Origin of the sequence: Actinokineospora auranticolor (assembly GCF_002934265.1) — a bacterium.
In the GTDB taxonomy this organism is placed as follows: Bacteria; Actinomycetota; Actinomycetes; order Mycobacteriales; family Pseudonocardiaceae; genus Actinokineospora; species Actinokineospora auranticolor.
The window spans coordinates 258,968-284,709 of the sequence record NZ_PTIX01000009.1 but is presented as its reverse complement, the minus strand read 5'-3'; the positions used below and the strand labels follow the sequence as shown (position 1 = coordinate 284,709).

Annotated in this window: 27 protein-coding genes; 12 read left to right on the top strand and 15 right to left on the bottom strand. The window is 71.0% G+C overall.

Annotated features, from left to right (window positions below):
• Positions 1-145: 145 nt before the first annotated feature.
• Genes fabG through CLV40_RS18720 form a run of 3 tightly spaced genes read left to right on the top strand, consistent with a single transcriptional unit; the run spans position 146 to position 2,700 of the window.
• Positions 146-850 (top strand): beta-ketoacyl-ACP reductase, encoded by a 705-nt coding sequence (gene fabG, locus CLV40_RS18730; protein ID WP_104480226.1) that lies wholly within the window; start codon positions 146-148, stop codon positions 848-850.
• A gap of 48 nt (positions 851-898) precedes the next feature.
• A complete protein-coding gene (gene fabI, locus CLV40_RS18725; RefSeq protein ID WP_104480225.1) occupies positions 899-1,666 on the top strand; it encodes an enoyl-ACP reductase FabI in 768 nt (255 codons plus the stop codon).
• Positions 1,667-1,671: 5 nt separating this feature from the next.
• Positions 1,672-2,700 carry a ferrochelatase gene (locus tag CLV40_RS18720; protein ID WP_104480224.1) on the top strand — a complete coding sequence of 343 codons (1,029 nt, stop codon included), beginning with the start codon at positions 1,672-1,674 and terminating at the stop codon, positions 2,698-2,700.
• 815 nt (positions 2,701-3,515) lie between these two features.
• Here the strand turns inward: CLV40_RS18720 and CLV40_RS38115 are convergent.
• The 3 genes from CLV40_RS38115 to CLV40_RS18705 form a co-directional block, all read right to left on the bottom strand.
• Positions 3,516-3,683, bottom strand: coding sequence for a hypothetical protein (locus CLV40_RS38115; RefSeq protein ID WP_181043580.1), 168 nt, complete (start codon positions 3,681-3,683; stop codon positions 3,516-3,518).
• A gap of 77 nt (positions 3,684-3,760) precedes the next feature.
• Complete coding sequence (locus CLV40_RS18710) at positions 3,761-4,333, bottom strand: hypothetical protein (RefSeq protein ID WP_104480222.1); 573 nt, start codon at positions 4,331-4,333, stop codon at positions 3,761-3,763.
• A 433-nt stretch (positions 4,334-4,766) separates the two neighbouring features.
• Positions 4,767-5,561, bottom strand: coding sequence for a hypothetical protein (locus CLV40_RS18705; protein WP_104480221.1), 795 nt, complete (start codon positions 5,559-5,561; stop codon positions 4,767-4,769).
• Positions 5,562-5,622: 61 nt separating this feature from the next.
• Here CLV40_RS18705 and CLV40_RS40315 point away from each other — a divergent pair, with 61 nt between their 5' ends.
• On the top strand, positions 5,623-6,099 hold the full coding sequence (locus tag CLV40_RS40315) for a YcxB family protein (protein WP_146108099.1): 477 nt from the start codon (positions 5,623-5,625) through the stop codon (positions 6,097-6,099).
• Positions 6,100-6,121: 22 nt separating this feature from the next.
• Here the strand turns inward: CLV40_RS40315 and CLV40_RS18695 are convergent, their stop codons facing one another.
• Together CLV40_RS18695 and CLV40_RS18690 are read right to left on the bottom strand one after the other, a co-directional pair.
• Positions 6,122-6,349 (bottom strand): DUF397 domain-containing protein, encoded by a 228-nt coding sequence (locus CLV40_RS18695; RefSeq protein WP_245931369.1) that lies wholly within the window; start codon positions 6,347-6,349, stop codon positions 6,122-6,124.
• Positions 6,324-7,220 carry a helix-turn-helix domain-containing protein gene (locus CLV40_RS18690; RefSeq protein ID WP_104480218.1) on the bottom strand — a complete coding sequence of 299 codons (897 nt, stop codon included), beginning with the start codon at positions 7,218-7,220 and terminating at the stop codon, positions 6,324-6,326. Before CLV40_RS18690 ends, CLV40_RS18695 begins: the two co-directional genes overlap by 26 nt.
• 284 nt (positions 7,221-7,504) lie before the next feature.
• Between CLV40_RS18690 and CLV40_RS18685 the strand changes: the two genes are divergently transcribed.
• The 4 genes from CLV40_RS18685 to CLV40_RS18670 all read left to right on the top strand — a co-directional run bounded on the left by CLV40_RS18685 (position 7,505) and on the right by CLV40_RS18670 (position 12,391).
• Complete coding sequence (locus tag CLV40_RS18685; protein ID WP_104480217.1) at positions 7,505-8,899, top strand: ATP-binding protein; 1,395 nt, start codon at positions 7,505-7,507, stop codon at positions 8,897-8,899.
• Positions 8,896-10,836 (top strand): vWA domain-containing protein, encoded by a 1,941-nt coding sequence (locus tag CLV40_RS18680; RefSeq protein WP_104480216.1) that lies wholly within the window; start codon positions 8,896-8,898, stop codon positions 10,834-10,836. Before CLV40_RS18685 ends, CLV40_RS18680 begins: the two co-directional genes overlap by 4 nt.
• The gene (locus CLV40_RS18675) at positions 10,836-11,153 is read left to right on the top strand and encodes a DUF2695 domain-containing protein (RefSeq protein ID WP_245931368.1); all 318 of its coding nucleotides are present in this window, start codon (positions 10,836-10,838) and stop codon (positions 11,151-11,153) included. The genes CLV40_RS18680 and CLV40_RS18675 overlap by 1 nt, the downstream gene beginning before the upstream one ends.
• A gap of 302 nt (positions 11,154-11,455) precedes the next feature.
• Positions 11,456-12,391 carry a hypothetical protein gene (locus CLV40_RS18670; protein ID WP_146108098.1) on the top strand — a complete coding sequence of 312 codons (936 nt, stop codon included), beginning with the start codon at positions 11,456-11,458 and terminating at the stop codon, positions 12,389-12,391.
• A gap of 687 nt (positions 12,392-13,078) precedes the next feature.
• Here the strand turns inward: CLV40_RS18670 and CLV40_RS18665 are convergent.
• Positions 13,079-13,654, bottom strand: a complete 576-nt coding sequence (locus tag CLV40_RS18665) for a TetR/AcrR family transcriptional regulator (protein WP_104480214.1) — start codon at positions 13,652-13,654, stop codon at positions 13,079-13,081.
• 61 nt (positions 13,655-13,715) lie between these two features.
• Here CLV40_RS18665 and CLV40_RS18660 point away from each other — a divergent pair, with 61 nt between their 5' ends.
• Both CLV40_RS18660 and CLV40_RS38110 read left to right on the top strand, forming a co-directional pair.
• Positions 13,716-14,375 carry an SDR family NAD(P)-dependent oxidoreductase gene (locus CLV40_RS18660; protein ID WP_104480213.1) on the top strand — a complete coding sequence of 220 codons (660 nt, stop codon included), beginning with the start codon at positions 13,716-13,718 and terminating at the stop codon, positions 14,373-14,375.
• 127 nt (positions 14,376-14,502) lie between these two features.
• Complete coding sequence (locus CLV40_RS38110; protein ID WP_181043579.1) at positions 14,503-14,679, top strand: hypothetical protein; 177 nt, start codon at positions 14,503-14,505, stop codon at positions 14,677-14,679.
• Positions 14,680-14,740: 61 nt separating this feature from the next.
• Here CLV40_RS38110 and CLV40_RS18655 read toward each other — a convergent pair whose 3' ends face one another.
• From CLV40_RS18655 to CLV40_RS18635, 5 genes are all read right to left on the bottom strand, one after another.
• Positions 14,741-15,019: a DUF1048 domain-containing protein gene (locus CLV40_RS18655; protein WP_104480212.1), complete on the bottom strand. Its 279-nt coding sequence runs from the start codon at positions 15,017-15,019 to the stop codon at positions 14,741-14,743.
• Position 15,020: 1 nt separating this feature from the next.
• The gene (locus tag CLV40_RS18650) at positions 15,021-15,377 is read right to left on the bottom strand and encodes a DUF1048 domain-containing protein (RefSeq protein ID WP_104480211.1); all 357 of its coding nucleotides are present in this window, start codon (positions 15,375-15,377) and stop codon (positions 15,021-15,023) included.
• Positions 15,374-15,700, bottom strand: a complete 327-nt coding sequence (locus tag CLV40_RS18645; protein WP_104480210.1) for a PadR family transcriptional regulator — start codon at positions 15,698-15,700, stop codon at positions 15,374-15,376. Before CLV40_RS18645 ends, CLV40_RS18650 begins: the two co-directional genes overlap by 4 nt.
• A gap of 70 nt (positions 15,701-15,770) precedes the next feature.
• The gene (locus tag CLV40_RS18640) at positions 15,771-16,559 is read right to left on the bottom strand and encodes a hypothetical protein (RefSeq protein WP_104480209.1); all 789 of its coding nucleotides are present in this window, start codon (positions 16,557-16,559) and stop codon (positions 15,771-15,773) included.
• The gene (locus CLV40_RS18635; RefSeq protein ID WP_146108097.1) at positions 16,556-16,777 is read right to left on the bottom strand and encodes a hypothetical protein; all 222 of its coding nucleotides are present in this window, start codon (positions 16,775-16,777) and stop codon (positions 16,556-16,558) included. Before CLV40_RS18635 ends, CLV40_RS18640 begins: the two co-directional genes overlap by 4 nt.
• Positions 16,778-17,106: 329 nt before the next feature.
• Here CLV40_RS18635 and CLV40_RS18630 point away from each other — a divergent pair, with 329 nt between their 5' ends.
• A complete protein-coding gene (locus CLV40_RS18630) occupies positions 17,107-18,390 on the top strand; it encodes a toll/interleukin-1 receptor domain-containing protein (protein WP_146108096.1) in 1,284 nt (427 codons plus the stop codon).
• A gap of 31 nt (positions 18,391-18,421) precedes the next feature.
• Positions 18,422-19,639 carry a TIR domain-containing protein gene (locus CLV40_RS18625; protein ID WP_104480206.1) on the top strand — a complete coding sequence of 406 codons (1,218 nt, stop codon included), beginning with the start codon at positions 18,422-18,424 and terminating at the stop codon, positions 19,637-19,639.
• On the opposite strand, the gene CLV40_RS18620 is transcribed toward CLV40_RS18625, so the two are convergent.
• From CLV40_RS18620 to CLV40_RS18605, 4 genes are all read right to left on the bottom strand, one after another.
• Positions 19,591-20,496 (bottom strand): ADP-ribosylglycohydrolase family protein, encoded by a 906-nt coding sequence (locus CLV40_RS18620; protein WP_104480205.1) that lies wholly within the window; start codon positions 20,494-20,496, stop codon positions 19,591-19,593. The genes CLV40_RS18625 and CLV40_RS18620 overlap by 49 nt on opposite strands.
• Complete coding sequence (locus CLV40_RS18615) at positions 20,497-21,588, bottom strand: J domain-containing protein (RefSeq protein WP_104480204.1); 1,092 nt, start codon at positions 21,586-21,588, stop codon at positions 20,497-20,499.
• 92 nt (positions 21,589-21,680) lie between these two features.
• Positions 21,681-22,562 (bottom strand): ABC transporter permease, encoded by an 882-nt coding sequence (locus CLV40_RS18610; protein ID WP_104480287.1) that lies wholly within the window; start codon positions 22,560-22,562, stop codon positions 21,681-21,683.
• A 95-nt stretch (positions 22,563-22,657) separates the two neighbouring features.
• A complete protein-coding gene (locus CLV40_RS18605) occupies positions 22,658-25,525 on the bottom strand; it encodes an alpha/beta fold hydrolase (protein WP_104480203.1) in 2,868 nt (955 codons plus the stop codon).
• Between the last annotated feature and the right edge of the window lie 217 nt (positions 25,526-25,742).

Sequence of the window (25,742 nt, the reverse complement as noted above, 5' to 3'; positions counted from 1 at the left end):
GGTCTGCGATCACACAGTGAGACCGATTCGGCGCGCAGAGCGACGAATCACGGTACCGGCGAGTACACCCGGCCGCGCACGGCGCCCGCCACCCCGCCAGATAGCCTCACTGGCGACGGGTTCCCGGTGGACAGGAAGCAGGGCAATGGGCAGGTCGGTACTGGTCACGGGCGGCAACCGGGGCATCGGACTGGCGATCGCGCGGGCCTACCAGGCCCAGGGCGACAAGGTGGCGATCACCCACCGCGGTTCCGGCGCCCCCGAGGGCCTCTTCGGCGTGCGCTGCGACGTCACCGACTCGGCCGCCGTCGACGCGGCGTTCACCGAGGTGGAGGCCGAGCACGGCCCGGTCGAGATCCTCGTGGCCAACGCGGGCATCACCGACGACACCCTCCTCATGCGAATGGATGAGGAGCAGTTCACCCGGGTGATCGACGCCAACCTGACGGGTGCCTGGCGGGTCACCAAGCGCGCGACGCGCGGCATGCTGCGCGCCCGCTACGGCCGCATCGTCTACATCTCCTCGGTCGTCGGCCTGCTCGGCTCGCCCGGCCAGGTCAACTACGCCGCCAGCAAGGCCGGTCTGGTCGGCATGGCCCGATCCATCGCCCGCGAGCTCGGCTCCCGCGACATCACGGCCAACGTCGTCGCCCCCGGCTTCGTCGCCACCGACATGACCGACGCCGTCTCCGAGGACCGCCGCAAGCAGATCCTCGCCTCCGTGCCCGCGGGCCGCTACGCCAGCCCGGAGGAGATCGCCGCCGCCGTCACCTTCCTCACCTCCGAGGGCGCGGGCTACATCACCGGCGCGGTGATCCCGGTCGACGGCGGCCTCGGCATGGGCCACTAGCACTTTCCTTACCGCACAACCAAGAACACCCCCGGAGGAGACCCCGCGATGACCGGACTGCTCGACGGCAAGCGCCTGCTGATCACCGGCGTGATCACCGACGCGTCCATCGCCTTCCACACCGCCAAGGTCGCCCAGGAGCAGGGCGCCGAGGTCGTGCTGACCGGCTTCGGCAGGCTCAGCCTGGTCGAGCGGATCGCCAAGCGGCTGCCCAAGCCCGCGCCGGTCGTCGAGTTGGACGTGCAGAACCCGGAGCAGCTCGACTCCCTGGCCGACCGCGTCCGCGAGCACGTCGACGGTCTCGACGGTGTGGTGCACTCGATCGGGTTCGCTCCGCAGTCGTGTCTCGGGGCGCCGTTCCTGGACGCACCGTGGAGCGACGTGTCGGTGGCGGTGGAGGTGTCGGCGTTCTCGCTGAAGTCGCTCGCCGTGGCGGCGCTGCCGCTGATGGGGCCCGGCGGGTCGATCGTCGGCCTGGACTTCGACGCGCGCGTGGCGTGGCCCGCGTACAACTGGATGGGCGTGGCGAAGGCCGCGTTCGAGTCGGTGAACCGGTACCTGGCGCGCGAGCTAGGCCCGAAGGGCGTCCGGGTCAACCTGGTCGCGGCGGGCCCGGTCCGCACCATGGCGGCGAAGTCGATCCCCGGTTTCGGTGAGCTGGAGGCCGGGTGGAGCGACCGGGCGCCGCTCGGCTGGGACGTCGACGACGCGATCCCGGTCGCGAAGTCGGTGTGCGGGCTGCTGTCGGACTGGTTCCCGGCGACGACAGGGTCGATGGTGTGGGTCGACGGGGGCGTGCACGCCCTGGGGCTCTGAGCGACATGGCCGACGCGCTGCTGTGGCTGTCCTTCGGCGGGCCGGAGGGGCCCGCCGACGTCCGTCCGTTCCTGGAGAACGTGACCCGTGGCCGGGGCGTCCCGGCCGCTCGCCTGGACGAGGTGGAGAAGCACTACCAACACTTCGGTGGTGTGTCACCCATCAATGAACTGAACCGTTCCGCGATCGCCGCGGTCGAGTCGGCGCTGGCCGCCGCGGGCCTGGACCTGCCGATCTACTTCGGCAACCGCAACTGGCACCCGATGGTGGAAGACACCGTCGCAACGATGCGGGATGACGGGATCCGGCGGGCATTGGTCTTCCCGACGAGCGCCTATGGCGGGTACTCGGCGTGCAGGCAGTACCACGAGGACATCTCGCGGGCGCGGGACGCGGTCGAGGGCGCGCCGGACCTGGTGAAGCTGCGCCAGTTCTTCGACCACCCGCTGTTCGTGGCGGCCTTCGCGGACGCGGTGCGGGCTGTTGCTCCTGTGGGTGACTACCGATTGGTGTTCACCGCGCACTCGGTACCGGACTCGGCGGACCTCGCGGCCGGACCGGTCTCGTTCGGGGGACGGCTGTACTCCCGGCAGGTGGCGGAGGCGTCGCGGCTGGTGGCGGAGTCGGTGGGGGCCGCGGAGTACGACGTGGTGTGGCAGTCGCGGTCGGGGCCGCCGCAGGTGCCGTGGCTGGAGCCGGACATCGTGGATCATGTCGAGGCGCTGCACGGTGCGGGTGTGCGGTCGGTGGTGGTGTGCCCGATCGGGTTCGTGAGCGACCACCTGGAGGTCGTGTGGGACCTGGACACGGAGGCGCGGGAGAAGGCGGAGGAGCTGGGGATGGGCTTCGCCCGCGCGGCTACGCCGAACGGGGACGCGCGGTTCGCGGAGCTGGTGGTGGAGTTGGTGCGGGAACATCTCCAGGGGGAGACGGCGGAGAAGCTGTCGGACTTCCCGGTGCTGGGGTGCGCGGCGAACGGGGCGTTGTGCGCGGTGGCTTGTTGTGAGCCGCCGAAGCGGCCGAGCCGGGGGTAGAGGTCGACCGCCGCTGAGTGTCGGGGACGGGTTATCCACATGCCTCGGACCTGTCCACAGGTCTGGGGGAGTGGGCGGTGGCGAGCCGCGGAAGTGAATGAGAATGGGTGGTGCGGCTGGGAACGCCGCAGGTCAGCAAGTATCGTCCCCGCGCACGCGGGGCTGGTCCCGCGAACACGTGCCGCGGGTGGTCATCGCGCTGGTCGTCCCCGCGCGAGCGGGGCTGGTCCTGCGTCCAACACCTTCTCCGTGATACGGCCCATGTCGTCCCCGCGCGAGCGGGGCTGGTCCCAGCGGCACCGCGGCGGGGGTGCGGACACAGGTTGTCCTCCCGAGCGGGGCTGGTCCCGGGCCACGTCGGCAGAAGGCGCCGATGACAAGGTCGTCCCCCCGCCTGCGGGGCTGATCCCAGCTCGCCCACGTAGTTCGGGGTGTTGACCGTGTTGTCCCCGTGCGAGCGGGGCTGGTTCCGCCGGTGACGTGTACTTCGAGCAACTCGAGGAGTTGTCCCCGCCCAGGCGGGGCTCGCACGCGGGGCTGATCCGGCGCGCCCGTCTCGATGGGCTACTGCGGACGAGTCGTCCCCGCGTACGCGGGGCTGTTCCTGAAACGGTGATCACCATCGGCGACAGGTTCCCGCCGTCCCCGCGTACGCGGGGCTGGTTCGGTCACGCGGGCGCCCAGGCGGCTTCGTGTGTTGTGGTCCCCGCACACGTGGGGCTGGGACAAGTGTGGTGGACGGGCTGGGGGCACCTCAGCCGAAGGGAGGGGGCGGAGTCGGGGGTGCAGGGGAACCCCCGACTCCGCCACCCGTATCAGGCGCGCAGCCGGACCTCGTGCCGGAGGTCTGGCGCTGTCGCCCCGGTCGGGAACACCGCGGCCACGTAGGCGATCGCGCACTCCGGGCACACGGTTCGCGCCGGTGGGCGGTCGCGGTGCCGCGTGTCCACCGGCAGTCCGCACAGGCCGGCAGCGCGGCTCATGAGGACCACGTGTGCCCGTCCGCCGTAGGTGGCGCTGGTTCCCCAGCACACCTCGCCGCGTGGGTCCCTGGTCGGTTTCATCCGTGGGCCGTCTGGGCTAGGTCCAGTCGGGTGTGCAGTTGCCTGCCGGTCTCGCTCAACGTCACCATCCGGCAGTCGCGCAGCCGGGCGGCGCCCACGATCAGGTGGCCCGCCGACACCAGCTCACGCAGGCGCGACGCCAGCCGGCTCTCCACGGGCATCCCGCGGTCCACCACCTGGTTGGCCTCGGTCATGCCCAGGTCGCCGCGCTGGGCGCAGCGCAGGAGCACGAACCAGTCGCGGCTGCGGGCGGCCTCGTCCGGCGACCGCCTGCCGCGGCGCAGCCAGATGTCGAGCAGCCGCTCACCGGCCGACGTCAGGCCCGCGCGCAGCCAGCCGTCGTGCGGGTCGGCGACGGCGTCGCCGAAGCCGATGAAGCCGTCGCGGCGCAGGGTGAACAGCGCGCTCACCATCAGCACGCCCAGGTCGTCCGTGCGGTGCCGCAGAGCCGCCCCCGCGCCGTACGCCCCGACCTCACCGCGCGCGACCATCTGCAGGGCACCGAGGTGGTTGGTGTCCAGGGCAAGCGGCCGGGCGGCCTGCTTGGGGTCGACGAGTTGTGCGGTCATGGTGTGACTCCGGTAACAACGGTTGGTCCAGTGCGATCACTATCGGGGAGTTCTCGCCCGGCCGCTCATCCCAAAGACCCATAGCATCGGGTTATGTCGTGCCCGATGTGGATGTTTTCGCAGCTCTAACCCGAAATCACGGTCATGCTGGCGCACCCGGGGACCCGATCGCAAGATGGGTTCGCCGATTGTCCGGTTCCCGCCCCGGCCTCGGCGAACCTCCCGCTACCACGCGGTTTTCGCCAACCGTCGACATGGTCGATCGACGTCGCGCAATTCGTCAACAACCATTCGCTGCACGTGCATCGGAATGGTTGAGGATGGAAACGACCCCGGACCGTGAGGGGTCCGGGGCCATCCGCGCGAATCGTATGGTGAATGTGAGTGAATGTCTTTGTGAATGGTGACGAATGTCCGGGAATGGTCCAGCGGGCTACAGCTGCTCGGCGTGGTCCGAGAAGACGCGCACCGCCTCGTCCACCGCCGCCAGCCGCGCCATCCGCACCGCGTCGAACAGCGGCCGCAGTGCCTCCGCCCGCCTGCGCGCCGAAGACGACGACAGAGCGTTACCGGGCGCGTCCTCCGACGCCAGCTCCAAGATCGCCGACACCTCGTTGGACCGCTGCAACACCCGCAGCGCGCGCGGCGGCGTCCCCTCCGGCCACGGCGCGGCCGACCGGTGCGCGATCCGCGCGGTGATCTCCTCCCGCACCCCCGCCCGGTGCTTGGCCACGCCCAGCTCGGTGAGCACCCCGGCCGCGACCCGCATGGCCCCGGTCAGCTCGTGCTCGGCCTCGCCGAGCGGCAGGTGCTCGGCGGCGGGCGCGGCGCCGATGTCGAAGGCGGTCCAGCGCAGCACGCCGTCCGCGATCGGCTCGGGGACCAGGCCGTACGGGGCACCGTGCAGCACGAGGGCCTCACCGGCGTGCAGCGCGACGCCCGCGAACTCGCTGCGGCCGCCGAGGCCGCGCACATCACCTGGCACCGGCAGAACCATCCGCCCACCGGTGGCTCCCACGCGGCGCACGGTGGCGAGCAGGGCGGCGACCTGGCCGCCCGCGCGACCGCGCGGCGGGACGTCGAGGGTGTCCGCGGTGGACTCGTCGACGGCGACCACGTCGTGCGCCTGAGACCAGTGGCTCAGGGCGTCCAAGACGTCGTCGGCGGCGGCGGAGCCGTTCAGCCAGGCCGAAACCCACACCGCGAAGGTGGCACTTGGAGTCGACACGGGAATCGAGCCTACGCGACCCGTTCCCGACCGTGGAGATCAGCTCCCTATGCTCGCCACCATGCGACTGCGCTGGACACCCGAACCGGGGGATTGGTCCGACGGCATCCGGGCCACCCTGCCGTTCGCGAGGTGGGTCCCGTGGTTCGCGGGGGCGTTCGGGGTGTTCTCGGTCGTGCTGGTGGTCGTGGGGCAGGTGTGGCCCGGGGTGTTCGGACTCGTGTGCGCGGTGGTGATCGGGTCGTTGCCGACGGTGGCGGTGCGCCGGTCGTTCCGGCGGGACCCGATCGCGGGGCGCGAGGTGACGGCGGAGGTGTCGTCGGGGGCCGTGCGGATGATGGCGGCCGACGGGACGGCGTGCAGCGATGTGGTGCTGGGGGAGTTGACGGGCTGGGTGGAGACGGAACGCAGCTTCGTGCTGCGGACGGGCGGGGGATCGTTCCACCCGGTGCCGGGACGCGCGTTCGCGTCGGTCGAGGACATCGACCGCTTCCGGGAGATCCTGGAGGAGGAGCTGGGACCGGCGCAGCGGACGTAGGACGCCGCCGCGCCGGTGGTCCCTAGCGAGTGGCGAGGAGGGTGTGCCAGGCGCGGGTGGGGATGGCGAGGGTGGGGCCGGTGGAGTTCTTGGAGTCCCGGATCAGGACACCTTCAATCGACGGCTGGCCGGTCCAGGCGACCTCAACGCACGAGGTTCCCTCTTGTCCGCTGTAGCTGCTCTTGCGCCAGGCGACCTCGACGCAGGCCGATCCCTGTTCCCCGCTAAAGCTGCTCTTTCGCCACGACATCTCCGACAACGTGGTGACTCCCTCGGTCGTACTCATCGGCCAAGTTGGCCATGAACTCCCGAGATTGTCCCTTATCCAGCGCGACCTCTGCGAGCTTGGGCACCAGGTCGCGGTAGTTGCGCACGTAGTCGGGGTCTTCGAGGATGAGACCGCCGCCGTGGTAGTTGTCGAGGTACACCATGGGATTGTGGTTCTCGAACGTCATCACGTTGAACGCGCCGCCTAGCACGGATCGTTCCCCGGCGTCGCTCGGCACGATCTGCACCGTGATGTTGTCCGCCGCAGCGACGAGCACGAGGTGAAGTAGCTGCTCGTGCATGATCTTGTCTGTGCCGATCCGGAGCCGCAGCGCTTGCTCGTGGATGTAGAAGGCGAACCGACCGGCGTTGGGCGTGGTCAGGATGCGGCGCCTGTCCAGCCGCGTGTGGACGGCGCCGACAACCTCCTCCTCGGTGACACCCGCCCCCGCGCCGATGATCGAGCGGGCGTAGTCCGGTGTCTGCAACAGCCCATTGACCACCTGCTGCTCGTAGATGATCGAGGACCTCGCCAGGGACTCGTGGAAGATCAGGGATTGCAGGGGACCGTTGATCTTCGCGTCCGACAGGTAGTAGCCCTGCCTGCGTTCGGCCATCTTGCTGAGTTCCACGTACGGGCGCATCTCCTTGACCTTCAGCCCGCACTGCACCAAGTAGTGGATGACATCCGGGGTGCTCACCGGTCGGTTGCCGCTCTCCACTCGGGAGAGGTACGACACCAGCCAGTCCAGGCGGTATGACAGTTCGGTGGAGGAGAGGCCCGCTCGTTTGCGGGCTTCGCGGAGGAGTCCGCCCAGTTCTCGGTACGCGGCTGATGAGTAGCTCTTGCCCATGGCGTCACGCTAGGGCGAACCGGGGGCGAATCCCGAGAGCGGCGCGGCAAGTCCACCCCATCGGCGCAGGTCAGGGGGCGATTTGCAGCCGGTGCAACGTGCAACCGGTGGTTGCGAACATGATCAACGTAGCCTCCGGCCCCCCGGAATCAATTCTAGGGGGGAGGGGTGACAGAAACCGGCGGCGATGATCTTGGCTGTGGACAACTCGCGATCTCGCGGAAGTGTCGGGTTGGAGTGGGCTCCACGTCGACCTGGCGACCGATCCTGCGTAACGTCGGGTCGTGACCGTTGTGAACACGCGCGCTCGTACTGTCGGTGAACTGCGCGCGCAGGGGCATGCCCCCAAAGGTGTGAAGGCCGAGATCCGGGACAACCTCCTGGCCGCGCTGCGGGCCGGGCGGGACCCGTGGCCCGGGATCGTCGGGTTCGGCCAGACCGTCCTCCCCCAGCTCGAGCGGGCCTTGCTGGCTGGACATGACTTCGTGCTGCTGGGGGAGCGGGGGCAGGGCAAGACGCGCCTCCTGCGCACCCTGGCCGGGCTGCTCGACGAGTGGACGCCGGTGATCGAGGGCTCCGAGCTGGGCGAACACCCCTTCGAGCCGATCACCCCGCGGTCGATCCGGCTGGCCGCCGAGCTGGGGGACGAGCTGCCGGTCGGCTGGCGGCACCGGTCCGAGCGGTACACCGAGAAGCTCGCCACCCCCGACACCTCCGTCGGTGACCTCGTGGGCGACGTCGACCCCGTCCGGGTGGCCGAGGGCCGCGCGCTCGGCGACCCCGAGACCATCCACTTCGGACTCGTCCCCCGCGCGCACCGGGGCATCGTGGCGATCAACGAGCTGCCGGACCTCGCCGAGCGGATCCAGGTCGCACTGTTGAACGTCATGGAGGAGCGCGACATCCAGGTGCGCGGCTACACCCTCCGGTTGCCGCTCGACGTCCTCCTCGTCGCCACGGCGAACCCCGAGGACTACACCAACCGCGGTCGGATCATCACCCCGCTCAAGGACCGGTTCGGCGCCGAGGTCCGCACCCACTACCCGCGCAGCGTCGGCGCCGAGGTCGAGGTCGTCCGGCAGGAGTCGGAACTGGTCGCCGAGGTGAGCGACGCGCTGCTGGAGGTCCTGGCCCGGTTCGTCCGCAACCTGCGCGACTCCACCGCCATCGACCAGCGCTCGGGCGTCTCGGCCCGGTTCGCCGTCGCCGCCGCCGAGACCGTCGGGGCCGCCGCCCTGCGCCGCTCCGCGCTGATCGGCGAGGAGCCCGCCGTGGCCCGGCCGATCGACCTCGACGCCGTGCCCGCCGTGCTGCGCGGCAAGCTGGAGTTCGAGTCGGGCGAGGAAGGCCGCGAGACCGAACACCTCAACCACCTGCTGCGCCGTGCCGTCGCCGAGACCGCCCGCGACCGGTTCGCCGGTCTGGACCTCGGTCCGCTGGTCGACGCCGTGGTCGACGGCCACCTCGTGGCCACCGGCGAGCGCGTGCCCGGCTCGGAACTGCTCGCCGCCCTGCCGGAGCTGCCGGTCCTGCACGAGGTCGCGGCCCGCCTCGACGTCAAGGCCACCGACGCCCCGGGCCGCATCGCGGCGGCCGTCGAGCTGGCCCTGGAATACCTGTACCTCACCCGCAAGCTGGCCAAGGATTCCTCCGACGGGGAGGCGGTGTACGGACCGTGAGCTACCGGTACGGCCCCTGGCACGAGGGACCCGACCCGCTCGCACCCCCGGTCGACCTGCGGGGCGCTCTTGAGGCCATCGGCCGCGACGTCATGGAGGGCTCGTCGCCGCGCGCCGCCCTCCAGGAACTCCTCCGCCGCGGCGAGGGGACCACCCGGGGCCTGGACGAACTGACCCGCCGGGTGTGGGAGCGCCGCTCCCGCATCCAGCGCCGCCACCGCCTCGACGGCACCCTCACCGAGGTCCGCGAACTGCTCGACCGGGCCCTCGACGCCGAGCGCCGGGAACTGTTCCCCGACCCGTCCGACGACGCCCGCTTCCGCGAGGCCCAGCTCGACGCACTACCCCCGGGCACCGCCGCCGCCGTCCGCGACCTCGCCGACTACGACTGGCGTTCGTCCGAGGCACGCGAGGCGTACCAGCGGATCCGCGACAAGCTCGGCTCCGAACTCATGGAATCCCGCTTCCAGGGCATGAAGCAGGCCCTCAGCGAGATGGGCCCGCAGGAGACCGAGCGAATCCGCGAGATGATGGCGGACCTCAACGCCCTGCTCCTGTCCCACCTCCGCGGCGACGACACCGACGACCAATTCGCCGCCTTCATGCGCGACCACGGCGAGTTCTTCCCGGAGAACCCCCAAACCGTGGAGGAACTCGTCGACGCCCTGGCGGCCAGATCCGCCGCCGCCCAACGCGTGATGAACTCCATGAGCGCCGCCCAACGCGCCGAACTGGCCGAACTCATGGGCAACGCCTTCGGTGACCCCCGCTTCGCCGAACAGGTATCCACTTTGGACGCCAACCTCCGAGCCCTCCGCCCCGGCGAGGACTGGACCTCCTCGACCCGCTTCCGCGGCGACAACCCCCTGGGCTTCGGCGAAGGCGCCCAAGCCATGGCCGACCTCGCCGAACTGGACGCCTTGGCCGAACAGCTCGCCCAGTCCTACCCCGGCGCCCGCCTGGAAGACATCGACCTCGAAGCCCTGACCCGCCAACTGGGCGAGGAATCGTCGGTCGACGCCCGCCGCCTGGCCGAGCTGGAACGAGAACTCCGCTCCCAGGGCCTGCTGGAACGCTCTGCCGACGGCACCCTCACCCTTTCCCCCAAAGCCCTGCGCCGCCTGGGCGAAACCGTGCTTTCCGAAGTCATCGGCGCCATCCGCGCCCGCCGCGGCGAACGCGACACCGCCCGCGCGGGCGCCGCGGGCGAACTCACCGGCTCCACCCGCCCCTGGCAATTCGGCGACACCGAACCCTGGGACGTCCCCCGAACCGTCCGCAACGCCTTGCTGCGCACCATGTCCACCAACGACAACGTCCACTTCGACGTGTCCGATGTAGAGGTGGTCGAAACCGAGGAACGCGCCCGAGCCGCCGTGGCCCTCTGCGTGGACACCTCCTGGTCCATGATCCAAGACGGCCGCTGGGTCCCCATGAAGCGCACCGCCCTGGCCCTGCACCACCTCATCCGCACCCGCTTCCGCGCCGACGCCCTGCAACTCATCACCTTCGGCCGTCATGCGTCCACAGTGGACATCGGCGAACTGACGGCCATGGAAGGCGTGTGGGAACAGGGAACCAACCTGCACCACGCCCTCCTCCTGGCAGGCCGCCACCTGCGCCGCCACCCCGACGCCCAACCCGTGGTCCTGGTGGTCACCGACGGCGAACCCACAGCCCACCTGGAACCCGACGGCGAAGCCGTCTTCCACTACCCGACAACCCAATCCACCCTGCGGAAGACCCTCGCCGAGGTGGACTCCCTGGCCAAACTGGGCGCCTCGGTCACCGTCTTCCGCCTGGGCGACGACCCAAGCCTCGCCGCCTTCGTAGACCTCCTGGCCCGCCGCGGCGCGGGCCGGGTCGTGGCCCCCGACCTGGACGGCTTGGGCGCGGCGGTGGTCAGCGACTACCTGAGCAACCGCAGGTCCCGCTGATGCCATCTCGCGAGGAACGCAAGCGCCTCAAGGACGAATACCTCCGCGCCGAACACAAAGCCTCCCGCGAGCGCATGGTTCTCGACCTCGCCCAACTCGATTCCTTGGTCACCTCCGTCGAGGCTTCCGTCGCCGAACACGGCTGCGACCACACCCTCCACGCCACCATCGCGTGGGCAGAGGAACGGGCGGTGGATCTGGAAAGCCTGATGATCGGCCTCGAAGACCAGGGCGCTTACTGCGACTGCGAAGTCGTCATGAACATCGACCCGGAGGACATCTTCGGCCCGGTCCGCGAGCGCCCGACCGGGGCGTGAGTATGGGCTGTGGAACCGGTCGAACCGCGAACGGAACCGGAATCCAGTGACCCCATCGGGTCGGTCGTGCAACGCCGTGATCGGGTTCAGCGACATTGATGGACGTGAGCGACGACGCACCGACGCCCCCTGAACCCGCTGCACCGGCTCCGTCGGGCACATCCGCGACGGCAGAGCGGGCGTGGCCGCGAGACCCGTCGCCGACGTGGACCAGGTACCTGGCTTCCGGTGCGTCGTTGCTGTACGCGGTCTGCCTTGGTGTGTACATCAACAAGATCTCTGACATCGCCGACAGTTGGTGGGTGTTGCTCTTGGGCGCGATCACCCTGGCCGTGGCCTTGGCGGTGTCGGTGCGCAGGCGCGGACAGGTAGCGCCGGTAGTCCGGACCGTGTTCTACGCGGCGTCGGTGATGTCGGGCGCGGGCATGATCCTCTCGGTGTTGTCGTGGCCACCCGCGCTGCAACGGGGTGGAGCCATCGCGGCGGTCAGCGGCCTCTTGGTCGTCGGGCTGATCACGCGGGGCGTCGACCGGGCGACCCGACGGTTGACCTTCGTCGCGACGTCCTTCCTCGGGCTGTCATGCGCGGCGTCCGCGGTGTGGACCGACGACAGCGCGTCCCGGTGGTTCCTCCTGCGATTCGCGGCGGTACTGCTGTTCATCGCGTGGAAGAGCCGGTCGGGCGGGCGGAACTGGGCGACTCTCGCGGTGGTGCTGCTGGCGGTGGTTGCCTCGATCGGCCTGCCGATGCGGTCTGACGCCCCGGTGGGCGCGGCCGTGCTGGTCTTCGCCTGTGGGCTGGCGGGCCTGGTCGCGAGGGACGACCGGTTGCGCCCGTTGGTCACGATCTTCGGCTTCTGCGGGGCGATCTTGGCGTATGTGCTGATCCAGGGACAGCACGCGACCCTGAACGGTGCTTTGGTGGGTGTGGCGGTATCCGCAGTGGGATGGTCGGTCGCGACTCGGCGCGGTCGGGACGACCTGGCGCTCGCGGCACTGGTGGTCTTCGCGCTCTGCACGGTGGTGGTGGGGGTCACCATGGCGTGGTCGACGACGCTCGGTCTCGGCTGCGCCTACCTCGCCACGGCTGTCGCGGCGCTGCTCAACGGTGTGCTGGTGTGGCTTCCCCGGTTGCCCGTGGCGCGTGCCAGGTGGAAATACTTCCTCACTGGCCCGGACAATGGCGGTGATGTGCCGGTGGCCGTGGTTCGCGGTGGGCCGGAGGACCAATGCCACTAACTTAGCGCGTTTTCGCTGGCCAGTATCGGTCTAAGCGATTGGCGATCGACCTCTGGAACACTCGGATCAAGTCCACTTGCGACAGTGGGTTGCGTGTTCGCTCGATGCCCCAATGCGGGCCATGGAACTATGGTGTGCCGCAGGGCGTCGTCGCACGTGCCGCCTGCCTCTCGCACGGCACCCCTCAAGATGCCGTTGACCTGCAACGATGCTCCGTAAGTTAGTGGCATTGGGCCGGAGGACGACACGGGCCAGACGGACCCCCGCGCCGGGTAAGGAGGCCCAATCGTCCGATTAGGTGATGTGCAAAGCTATGCGCTTTGGTCGGTTCCGATCCTCCAATCCATCAAACGTCTATTGTTGAGTGGACGTTTGGAAGATGGTTTTGATTGTGTGCGAGCAAGAGGTGTGATAGCTGCTTTCTGTCGACGTATTGGCGGCGAGCTTGTCGTGTGGCGGACATGACAATCGGCGATGGTCGACCTGCGGGTATTCGCTCAGGTGGTGTCGGACCGTAGCGGCGGTTACCCGGCTCGTGCTCGTGGCCCTGTTGTCAGGTTGTTGGACTCTCGCCCTCGTGACGAGTGGAGCGGTCACGTCGAGGTGATCGAGGTGTGCCTCCGCCTCTCGACGACCAGGCTCTCCGCGGGCGTCGGCGGTTCCCATGAGGGCGGGTGGTTCGCGGGGTCAGCGGGGGCCGAGCAGTTCCCCGATGAGAGTGTTCGCGAGGGTTCGGGGGATGGGCGAGTTGGTCAGGGCGCAGTAGACGATGGGGCCGAGGAGGACGTCCAAAGTGGCGTCCGGGGGGAGTTTCGGGGTGATCTCGCCCGCGTCGGTGGCGGCGGTGATCATGGCGCGTTCCTGTTCGCGGCGCGGGCCGAGGTAGCGCTCGTGGAAGGTCTTCGCCGTCGCCGGGTTGTGCTGTGACTCGGCGATGAGGGTCAGGAGGACCTTGCCCGCCGGGTCTTCCGTGACGAAACGGGCGTAGGCGCGCAGGTATTCGCGGATGGTGTCCGCGGTCGGGGGGTCGGTGGGGATCGGGAGGCGCTTCTCCGTGTCCTCGATGAGGGTGTCCAGGAGGATGTCGACCTTCGACGGCCACCACCGGTAGATCGTCTGCTTGGCCACCCCCGCCCGCTTCGCGATCGCCTCGACGGTGAGCCCGCCGAAGCCGTGCTCGACGAGGAGGTCGTCGGCGGCGTGCAGGACGTCGAGCCGGGCGGTCTCGTCGCGGCGGTTGCCGGAGCGGGTCCTCGGGGGCATGCCGACAGCGTAGTGGGGTACTGTCTAGACGCAACGTCTCGTCTATTCAAGGGGTGGTCGTGTGGAACGGGTCGCGTTGGTCGTGGGGGCGTCCCGTGGGCTGGGGTTCGTGCTCGCGGGGGAGTTGGCGCGGCGGGGGTGGCGGGTGATCGCGACGACGCGCGGGAGCGATGAGGGGTTGGTGGGGGTTGAGGTCGAGTCGCTGGAGATGACGAGTGCGGGTGAGGTGGCCGGGTTACGGGCGCGGTTGGCGGGGCGGCGGTTGGACCTGGTGTTCGTGAACGCGGCGATTGACCGGGGGGACGTGCCGATCTCCGAGGTGTCCGAGGAGGTGTTCACGGAGGTGATGGTGACGAACGCGCTGAGTCCGCTGCGGGTGCTGGAGGCGTTCCGGGATCTGGTGGTGCCCGGCGGGACGGTGGCGGTGATGTCGTCGGACCAGGGCAGCGTGTCGCTGAACGTGGAGCCGGGGTACGAGCTGTACAAGGCGAGCAAGGCGGCGCTGAACCAGCTGATGCGCAGCTACGCCACGCGGCACGCGGGGGACGGGCAGACGAAGCTGCTGATCGACCCCGGTCACAACCGGACCGCGCTGGGCGGGCCGGGCGCGTCCCTGGAGCCCCGGGACAGCGTTCCGGCGATTGTTGATGTCCTGGAGGCGCGGAAAGGGGCGCTGGGGCTGCGATTCCTCAACCTCCACGGCGAGACCGTTCCCTGGTAGGAAATCCTCGCGTACGAGTGGTTCGCGTGCGGACGGGTTCGGTTCTCGATGGGTGACAGCTCGGTGCGGGTGGTTGACCCGCCCGCGCGAAGAGGGCAACGATCGAATTCGCGTGGAGCCTGCGTAAATGCGCCACAAGAAAGGATCTCTCCGTAACCGGCAGTGGCTCGCAAAAGCGAACACCTATCAGGCCGACCAGACGGACGGCCTGTTCACCACCGCCTACTGGACATGCGACTTCGACGCGGGCAAGTACGAGGTCGTCGGTTTCGAACCGCTCCAGTACATCGACTGCACCGACTGAGGAGTCGACCCGCTGGAGCGCGCCGTTCGGGCGCGCTCCAGCGCGGGGTCGCGAAAATGAGCTAGTGCTCGGCTGTGCGGGAGCCTGCCAGCTCGTCGCAGAACTTGGCGACGTCGTGGCCGATGACCTCCAGCACGCCTTTCCCGGTCGCGGCGCTCTCCTCGAAGAAGTCGAGGACCCCCGAGAGCGGCTGCCCGTCGCGCGGGTCGATCGGTCCGACCCGGAACAGGTACTTCTCGATCTCCTCGTAGACGATCCGGTAGTCCGGCGGCAGCGCCCGCACCCGCGCCACGTGCGCCCGCCACTGCCGCTTGCCCTCGATGATGCCCCGAATCCCCATGTCAGCCTCCCAGCCTGCCCAGTTTCCGCGCGACGCTGCCGTTCAACCGGTCGCGCGCCCGGTCGCGGTAGTCGCGCGCCCCCTCCCCGCCCGCCAACTCCGCGCAGAAGCCCTCGATGTCCTCGCCCAGCACGTCGTGGCTGGACTGGCCGTCCGCCGCCGTCTCCTCCAGCAGGATCAGGGCGCTGTCGAGGATCGGCACCAGGTTGCGGCCCGTGAAGTCCGATCGGGTGCCGAGGTACGCCTTGATCCGCGCCCACGCCGCCCGGTGGTCGGCGGGCAGCGCGGCGGCCCGCGCCTCGAACGCCTTCCACTCGCGGGTGAGGTCGCTGCCGGTGATGGTCTGCCAGAAGGTCATTTCCCGCTCTCCCTGAGGCTGTCGATCCGCGACGACAGGTACTCCCACTTCGCCCAGAACGCCGCCAGCTCCGCGCGGCCCGCCGCGTTGAGCGCGTAGAACTTGCGCGGCGGGCCCTTCTCCGACGGTCTTTTCGTCACCCGCACCAGGTCGCCGCGCTCCAGGCGCAGCAGGATGGTGTAGACCGTGCCCTCGATGACGTCGGCGAAGCCGAGTTCGTTCAACCGGCGCGTGATGGCGTACCCGTAGGTCTCCTCGCTGCCGATGATCTCCAGCACGCAGCCCTCGAGGGTGCCCTTCAACATCTCCGTCAGGTCGTCCACCGCACCCCACTAGTACGTGCCACCGAGTACTGCTACACGGTATCACCGAGTAGTGGGGTGGTGTCCAGGGTCAGGACAGCACCTCGGCGAGGGAGCCCAGTCGGTCCAGGACGCCGGTGGTCTCGGCGAGGGCGGCGAAGTCGGTGCGCTCGGCCGCGGGGAGGGTGCGGACGGCGGCGGCCAGGCGGGTCAGAGCTGTCGGGTCGAGGTGGGGGAGGAGCGGGTAGACGTCCTCCGCGAACTCCGCGTCGGCCGCGGCGAGGGTGTGGGCGACAGCGGGCAGGCGCTCGTCCGGGAGGAGTGCGAACAGGACCGGGAACCGGTCGACCGACTCCGAGTAGACCGCCGTCCGCAGGAGGGATTCCTCATTGAGGATGGTGATCGTGGCCCGGAGGGTGGGTGCCGGTAGGTCCGCCACGAAACGGCCCATGGTGATGTGGTCGCGGCGGCGGAGGAGTTCCTTGCCGACAGCCAGGACCCGCTCGACGGGGAGTAGGGCGAGGACGTCGGCGATGCGGCGCGGGTCCAGTTCGGCGGCCACGTCGGCGAGGAACGGCACCGGGAGTCGACCCGCCAGGTCCACGGCGCGCGAAGGCTCCAGCGCGCCTGCCACCCGGGCGGACAGGAGCGGCCCGAACGTGCGCTGGGCGATCGCGGCGGTGATGGCGGACGGGACGAGTCGGCTCGCGGCGGCGATGCGGTCGAAGACCTGGCGGTTCGCGCCGAAGAGGACGTCCGTGGCGCGTTCGCGGACCACGCGCACGTCCGCGGCCGGGAGGGCGGCCAGGTAGGCGAAGCGCTCCGGGGGGTCGCCGAGGAGGCGGGCCAGCTTGGCGATCTCCGCTCGGGTGCCCGTCACCGGCCGATCGCCCGACGCACCAGGGGGCGGAGCAGGGCGGGGATCTGGGCGACGGAGGCGTCCGTGGCCTCGGTCAGGTGCCTGCCCTGCCGCTTGCGGGCCGCGCGCAGCGCCGCCGCCAGGTCGCGGACGTCCCGCTCGGCCATGTCCTCCACGGCGCTGGGCAGCTCCGAGCGGAACTCCGCCCGCAGCGCCGCCACCGGATCCGCCTCTGCCACGCCGCCCATGGTGGACCGATCCCGGCGCCCGCGCCCGCCCGGGACGGCGTGATGCGCGATTTCCGGACTCGGCGCGGGCCGCGGGACAAGATCTCCATTACCCAATGTGATCACCCGGGTGCCGTGGGGGCCGTCAATCACCGACCCGATCCAAGATCCACTCGTGAGTTGCCATCATGTGCCACACATCGCCTCCGGCCTGCGATCTTCCGGATACGGGGCGCGCTCCCAATCCGCCCACTAGGGCCGTTGGTCCCTGTCGTTCCCGCGATCGCCAACATAACGTGCGTGCACCCGCGAACTACGGACCGTGAACGTGAGAAGTGCGGATGCACGTATTCATCAGTTACGCCCGCCGCGACCAGGCGTCGATCTCCACGCTGCGCTCCGACTTCGAGCGGTTCGGCAATCGGGTGTGGTACGACCGGGAGAGCCACGGTGGGCAGGACTGGTGGGGTGACGTGCTCAGCCACGTGCGTGGGTGCGCGGTCTTCGCGTTCGCCGTCTCACCCGACTCGGTGCGCTCCCGGGCCTGCCTCTCGGAACTGCACTACGCGCGCGCACTGCGCAGGCCGATCCTGCCCGTGCTCGTGCGGCCCGTCGGCCGGGGCGTGATCCCCGACGGCCTCGACCCGCCGGTCGACTACGTCCACCGCACCGAGCAGAGCGTGATCGTGCTGCGCAAGGCGCTCAGCGCCCTGCCCGCCGCCCGGCCGCTGCCGCTGCGCCTGCCCCAGGAGCCCGAGATCCCCACCTCCTACCTCAACGCCTACCTCGCCCGCATCGACGCCCCCGAGCTCGATGACCGGGCCCAGGTGGAACTGCTGACCCAGCTGCGCAAGCGGATGGCCAACCCGGACGAGCGCGCCGAGGTGTGGGACCTGCTGGTGCGGCTGCGCGGCCGGGCCGAGCTGAGCCGCCCGGTCGCCGACGCCGTCGAGCGGATCCTGGCGCCGGGGTGGCAGCCCGACCCGCGCGAGCGGTTCGAGGGCCGCTACTGGGACGGGCAGAGCTGGACGACGCTCGTGCGCCAGCAGGGCCGCGAGTTCAACGACCGCAACCAGCCCCCGCGCGCGCACGCGCACCTCACCACGAGCACCGGCCCGTTACCCCGCGTCGTCGAGGAGACCCCGGCCGCCAAGCGGGAACCGGCCAAACGGGAACGTGAATCCGCGAAACCGGTCGACCACCGGCGGCGGACGCCGATGTCCAAGCGGCGGAAGGTGATCCTCATCGGCTCGGCCGCGGCCGTCGTCGTCGCGGGTGGCGCGGCCGCCGCCGGGGCGTTCCTGCTGGAGTCCGGACCGGACGAAGCGGCTGGTACGCAGGTCGCGCGCAACTTCGTCGACGCGGTCAACACCCACGACGCCAACGCGATGCAGCAGTTCGTGTGCGCTAAGGACCGCGAAGACAACGCCCACCTGTATACGGCGTTCCTCGACGCGGCTAACGTTACGCTCGAGAGCGTGAGCGTAACCGGGTCCGATCCCCGTTTCACCGTTCTCGCCACACGCACCGTCGGGGCAACCTCGGTGCGGTTGAGGATCCCGCTCATCGAGGAGAACGGTGAGTGGCGAGTGTGCGATATCAGCCGTGCGCTGTCGGGACGCTGACTGATCGCCCTGAATCGCCGGAGATTTCAAGATGCAGGTGTTCGTCAGTCACGCACCGTCCGACCGGGACGCCGCCGCCGCGCTGCGCGCCGACCTGGCCCAGTTGGGCAGGCAGGTCGCGCTCGACCGCGGTGAGCCCAACGGCGCGCGCTGGTGGGAGACGGTGCTCCAGCGCGTGCAGCGCTGCGACGTGTTCGTGCTGGTCGCCTCCCCGGCGGCCATGCGCTCCCCGGGCTGCGTGGCCACGGCCAAGTACGCGGCGTCGCTGGACCGCCCGGTGCTGGTGATCTCCGCGGCGGACGTGGCGCTGCCCGCCGAGCTGGCGTCCGCGCCGGTGTTCACCCCCGGTGGACTGTCCATTACGGAGCGAATTCCCCAGTTGCGCGGCGTGCTGCTCAAGCTGCCCGCCGCCCCGCCGCTGCCGGAGCCGCTGCCGCCGCAGCCCGTGGTGCCCTACATCGAGCAGCTGCGCGAGCGCCTGGAAGAGCCGGAGCTGGCGCCGGAGGAGTCCCGGGAACTGCTGCGGCAGCTGCGATTACGGCTGCGCGACGAGGGCGAGCGGGCCGCGGCCTGGAGCCTGCTGGTCCGCATGCGGACCCGGCCCGACCTGCCCGCGCCGGTCGCGACGGAGATCGAGAAGGTGCTGGCCCCCGGCTGGCAGCCCGACCCCGAGCGGCGGGTGGAGAAGCGCTACTGGGACGGCATGGCCTGGACGACGCTGGTCCGGCACGAGGGCCGCGAGTTCAGCGAGCGCCGCGTGCCGCCGCCCGAGGCGACCTGGTCCGGAGAGTCCGCCCCGGCCAAGCCCGGCCGTTCGCGGGCCGCACAGACCGCCACCCCGCGACCGGCGGCCGCGCCGAAACCCCAGCGCGACCCGGGTTCCGCGCCCGACCGCGGCCGGATGCTGCTCATCGGCGGCGTCTCGGTCGTCGTGGTCGGCGCCGCGGTGGCCGCGTTCACCCTCGTCGGCGGGAAGTCGACTTCGGACCCGACGTCCGCCGCCCGCGCCTTCGTCGACGCGGTCAACGTCAGCGACGTCGACGCGCTCGGCGACGTCACCTGCGAACGCGACCGGGCCCGCGCGTCCACGCTGTTCCTCGGCGTGCAGCTGACCCTGGAGCGGGTCGACGACGCCGCCGACCCGCCGACCTTCACCGTGCTGGCGTCGGACCCGGGTGGCCTCGGCGGCGACCGCCGCACCTACTCGCTGGTCAAGGAATCCGGTTCCTGGCTGGTCTGCCGGGGCTGACCCGGAGGACCCGGGGCCGGTCGGCCCCGGGTCAACTTCTCATCCACAGTGGACAGGTAGGCGCGGCCGTACGGGCCGTCCTCCAAGGTGTCCACCAGGTGCGCGGGCAGGTCGTCGGTGATTTCCGGTGACCGGGACGCGGCGGCGAGCGCGATGGTGGCCACGGTGTCCACGTCGCCGGTGTACGCCACGCACGCCCTCAGCAGCGCGCTCATCGTGCGGTGCGCGGCCAGGGCGGTGATCGCCGCGCGTGCGCTGTCCATGCCCGCGGAGCCGACTGTGCCGCGCCACGGGGTTTCCCACGGTCCCTCGACGTGCGAGGCGATCCAGGCGGGCAGGTCCGCCAACGGGCCCGGCGCGCGGTCGCAGTAGAAGACGGCGAGCGCGGCGGCCTGGGACGAGGCGACGCCGCCGGGGGAGTCGTGGGTGACCCGCGCCTGGATGTCCGCGTACCGCAGGACGTCCGGGACCGTCGGCAGCAGGCCGACCGGGCTGACCCGCATCGCCGCGCCGCTCTTGTCGCTGTGCGGGCGCAGCCTCCGCAGCAGCTCGGCGCCACTGTCCACATCGGACAGCAGGCCGTGGAAGCCGGACGCGTAGCCCTCGCGCGGGTCGCGGTCGAAGACCTCGAAGAACCGGTCGGCCAGGGCCTCGGGCGTCCACGGGCCGCCGTCGACGAGCAGTTCCGCGACGGCGAGGGTCATCTGGGTGTCGTCGGTGTAGCGACCCGGGGTGATCCCGGCGTGCTTGCCGTGCTGGACATAGCGTTCGAGGGTGTTGTGCTCGGTGACGAACGCGGCCGGGGCGTACTCGAACCCGGCGCCGTACGCGTCGCCGATGGCGAGGTGCACGAGCATCTAAGCGGCTTCCTCCTTCACGACACGGGCCCGCACGGCGCGCAGCACGTGGTGGTCGACGGTCGCGCACTCGGCGGCGAGCCACTCGCCGACGTCGCGGACGAACGCGGTCGGCACCATCGCGGACACGCCGAGACCAGGTGCGTCGTCGGTGGTGACCTCGCCGTCGCGGCTCGGGTAGACGATGACCACGCCCCACACCTCGACGCCGGGCAGGTGGTCGGCGAACGCCTTGACGGCGGCGAACAGGTCCGTGCCGCCGCCGCGGAACGGGTGGTCGTTGCGCCACAGCGAGCCGTCGTCGTCGATCTCGTAGTGGCCGGGCAGCCAGAGCCGGGACTCGATCAGCACGAGTCTATGTCCACAGAGGACGGCGTGCTCGATGTCGGCGAACACCGAGCCGGGGCGCGAGAGGCCGTGGAAGACGCGGGCGCCGGGGAGCCTGCTCAGGTAGGTCGTCAGCAGGTCGGAGGTGAGGCGCTCGCCCACCGGCTCGGCGTCGGCGACACCGAACTCGGTGCGCTCGCCGAACTCCTCGCGCACGGCCTTCTGCGTACGGGCGGCGGCCAGGTAGCGGCGGACGAGCCGGACGGTGGCAGCGATGGCGGCCGCGACGAGTGCCAGCCAGAGGACAAGGAGTGCCGGTGGCAGCCAGCCGGGGAGGACCAGGGGGAGCACCAGCACGAGGTTGGTGAGCGCGAGGTACGCGGCGGGGGCGTGACCGGGGGCGCCCGCGGTGCCGATGCGGGTCTGGTACTTCGTCAGGTGCCACCAGGGCAGTGACGCCGGGGGGACGTCGCAGGCCGGTGGGACGAAGGTGGGGTCGTCGCGGAACATCCGCCTGCGCGGGCGGGGCGGGCGCGCGGGCGCGGTCGGGGGAGGGGCCGCCGTGGTGACGCCCCGGTCGTACTCGGCGCGCTTGCGGCCGTCCGACAGGGTTTCGTAGGCGGATTTGAGGAGCCGGAACGTGCCCGCCGTGCCGCCCGCGTCGGGGTGCATCACCTTGGCCAGGGCCCGGAAGGCCGATTTGATCTCCCCGTGCGACGCCTCGCGCCGCACCCCGAGCAGGTCGTAGTAGTCGACCTCGTCCACTTCTCCGCCCGCACCTTCCGCCGTCGCGACGCCGGATCACGGTAGCGGATCAATGATCAACTTCTACCGGGACCCGGGCGTCGGGCACGGGGCTAGCTGGTTACGTCCTTGGTGCGGAAGCGCCGGGCCGCCAAGAGGCCGAAGATCGCGGCGTAGGTGACCGCCGAGAAGGCGCCCCGGGTCATGTTCGACCAGTCGATGTCGGTGGAGATCAGGTCGGACCAGGCGAACGCGAAGTGCGTCGGCAGGTAGTCGCGGAGGGTGCCGAGGGCGGTGATCTGGTCCAGGATCTGGGACAGGATCGCCACCAGGACCGTGCCGCCGACCGCGCCGAGCGGGGCGTCGGTGGCGACCGAGAGGAACATCGCCAGCCCGGCCACCCACAGCAGGTTCACCGAGATGTAGACGACCGAGAACACCATCGCCAGCAGCGAGTCCGAGAACGTGATCGCGTCGCCGGTGGGGCTGACCGCCTCGCCGGAGCCGTAGAAGAGCAGGCCGACCAGCAGGGCCACCACGGGCAGCAGCACGAGCGCGAAGAGTGACAACAGGCCCGAGGCCGTCGCCTTCTGGCGCAGCAGCCTGCCGCGCGGGACGGGCATGGCGAGCAGGTACTTCAGGCTCGACCAGGAGGCCTCCGACGCCACGGTGTCGCCGAAGAACAGGGCGACGATCATGGGGAGCAGGAAGCTGCCCGCCGCGAACAGCACGAACACCACGAAGTTCGGGGCGCTGGCGGTGGCCAGGTCGACGAAACCGCCGGAGCGGCGGTTGTTCGCGCTGGTGCCGAACTCGAAGGCCGCCCAGAGGATGAAGGGCAGCAGCACGAGGAAGCCCAGCAGCAGTTGGGTCCGGCGGCGGCGGAGTTGGCGGATCAGCTCGACCCGCAAAGGCAACGTCCGCGCCGACCGGAACCCGGACACCGACCCGTCGGCGTCGAACCCGGAGTGGTCCCGGTTGGCCGCGACCTCCATGTCGTCGATGGCCGCCGGGTCGGTGTGCACGGTGGTGACGTTCTCGCCACTGGTCACCGACGGCACCCCGTACCCGGCCTTGTGCCCGCTCTCGCTCACGATTCCTCACCAACCAGTTGCAGGAACGCGTCTTCCAGGCGCCGTCGGGGGCCCGCCTGTTCGACGGCCACCCCCGCGCGCACGAGCACTGTCACCGCAGCCGAACGGGGGAGGCCGTCCAGGTCCGCGTGGACCAGGTCGCCGTCCACCGTCACGTCGCTGACACCCGTGACCCCGCGCAGGGCCTCGGCGGCGGCGGTGGCGTTGTCCACGCGGAAAGTGGCTTCTCCGCCGCCCGCCACGATGTCGTCCACCTTGCCCGCCGCGACGAGCTTGCCGCGGTGCATGACGACCACGTGGTCACACGTCTGCTCCACCTCCGCCAGCAGGTGGCTCGACACCACGACCGTGCGGCCGGTCGCCGCGTAGCGGCGGAGGACCTCGCGCATCTGGTGGATCTGGGGCGGGTCGAGGCCGTTGGTCGGCTCGTCGAGGACCATCAGGTCCGGGAAGCCGAGCATCGCCTGGGCGATGGCCAGCCGCTGGCGCATGCCCTGGCTGTAGGTGCGCACTTTCCGCTCCACGGCCGCGCCCAGACCCGCGATCTCCAGCGCCTCCTCGAAGTGCGCCTTCTCCACCGGACGCCCGGTCGCCGCCCAGTACAGCTCCAGGTTCGCCCGGCCCGACAGGTGCGGCAGGAAACCCGCGCCCTCGACGAACGAGCCGATCCGGGACAGCACCGGTGCGCCCGAGTGGATCCGGTGGCCGAACACGCGGATCGTGCCCGCACTGGGCTGGATCAGGCCCATCAGCATGCGCAACGTTGTCGTCTTGCCCGCGCCGTTGGGGCCGAGCAGGCCCAGCACCTGGCCGCGCTCCACCCGGAACGACAGGTCGCTGACCGCCTTGAGGCCGCCCGGGTACGCCTTCGACAGGTCCTCGATCACCAGCGGCACGTCCGCCAGGTCCGGGTCCGCGTCGTCCGCGCGCCGCCGCCGCACGACGCCCCACACGACCGCGAGGGCCACCACGCCGAGCACCACCGCGATCCCGATCAGCGGCCCGGCGGGCGGCGCCGAGCTCGACCGCGTCCCCGGTACCACCGGTACCCGCAACGCGGGATCGGCCAGCGAGATCTTGTACGCCGCCGCGTCCGGCGACGACGCGTACGCCTGGTCGGTCGTCGACACCACCAGCTCGACCCGGTGGTCCGCCTCGATCGGCCGCACGACCGCGGGCAGCGCCACCGTCACCTCGACCGCGCTCCCGTCGGCGGGCAGCGGCGGCGTGCGCAGCGCCGACACCGCCGAACCCGGCAGCGTCCGCGTCCCGTCCGGGCCGACGTCGTAGAGCTTCGCGAACAACGCCGCGCCCTCCGGCGCCCCGCCGCCCGCGCTCGCCACCCGCAGCCGCGCGGTCGTGGCGCCCGCGATCAGCAGCTGCGACGTCATCGGCTGGCTGGCGAACCGCGCCGCCTGCCCCGGCAGGTCCACCGAGATCCGGCCCGACAGCCGCGACGAACCCGCGATCACCGACCCCAACCCCGGCATGCTGCTGATCGACGCCGGATTCCCGCCCGGCGGGTTCACCGCGGTCTGCTCCCGGCCCGTCAACTCGATCCCGCGCCGCTCGGCGCCCGGAGCGCCCGCCAGACCGGGGTACGCCCCCGCGCTGACCGTCCGCACCGACGGCGCCCCCTGCGCCCGCAGAGCACCCTGCACGGCGTACTCGAAACCGGTCCCCGGGTTCGCGCCCCGACCGCGCAGGTGGAAGTCGAACCAGTCCGCGATCTCACCGCGCAGCTCCGGCCCCGGCTTGCCGCCGTCGTGCCCGCCGGTGTACCAGACGACCTTGACCGGCGCCCCGGCCGCGCTCACCTGCCGCGCGGTCGCGTCCGCCTGGTCAAGACCGAAAAGGGTGTCCTGCTCGCCCTGCACCAGCATCGTCGGCTGGGTGATCCGCGCCGTCACCGAGACCGGCGACACCCGGTGCAGCAGGTCGACGGTGGCCTTGTCGGCCACGCCGGTGCGCGCGACCTGGTCGTACGCCCGGCACACCGCCTCGGTGAACCGGCCGCACGGGTCCACCGGGCCCGCCTGCGACCGGCCGCCACCCGGCGCCTCGTCGGCCGGGGCGGGGACCCCGGTACCGCCCGCGCCGCCGCTGCCGTCGTCCTTGGTGCCCGGCTCGGTCGCGTCCGAGGTCGGGTTGGCCAGCCCGGCCGCGCCCGTGCCCGCGGCGAAGAAGATGCCCGCCCAGGAGCGCTTGAAGACGCCGTCGGCGCCGTACGGGTTGCCCGCCGGGGTACCCGCGGGCGCGCCCGCCGAGTTGGGCAGCAGGGCCTGGCCGAGGTCGTTGTACGTGATCACCGGGGCGAGGGCGTCCACGCGCCGGTCCATGCCCGCCAGCAGCAGGGACAGGGCACCGCCGTACGAACCGCCGGTCACGCCGACCCTCGGGTCGTCGGGCCCGTCCTTGACCACCTCGGGCTGCTGGGCCAGCCAGTCGACCAGCCTGCTCGCGTCCGTGACCTCGTAGTCCGGGTCGTTCAGCCCGATCTGCCCCTCGCTGCGCCCGAACCCGCGCGCCGACCAGGCCAGCGCCACGAACCCGCGCTGGGCGAGCTCGCGCGCGTCCTGCTCGACGCTGTCCTTCGTGCCGCCGAAACCGTGCGCGACCAGCACCGCGGGCGCGGGCGTCGTCTCCGGCAGGTACAGCGTGGTGTCGAGGCGGACCGGTTCGTCGCGGTCGGGTCCGCTCTGCAGCGTGAGCAGCTGCGCGCGCGTGGTGACCGGGGGCGGGTCGCCACCGGCGTTGGCCCAGACCAGACCGGCGGTGGCGAGCGCGACGACGACCAGGGTGGTGATCACCTGGCGGGGCCGCGGGCGCGGGAGCGAAGGCACGCCGCCGACCGTATTGGACATTCCCTGAGAGTGCTCCCAGGAGCGGTGGACCGGTCCGGCGCGGACCCGGCCGCGTCCGGTTCCCGCGCGATGATCACTGATGGGTGATCGAGGTTCCGCTGGTCGGTGCTGATAAGGCAGAGTTTGGCGCGGCGCGCGGACGGGCATGTCGACACCTGAGGAACCTTGGCTGTGACCAAACCCAAAGGCTGTTGAGGGGACCCGGACTGGTGTGCCG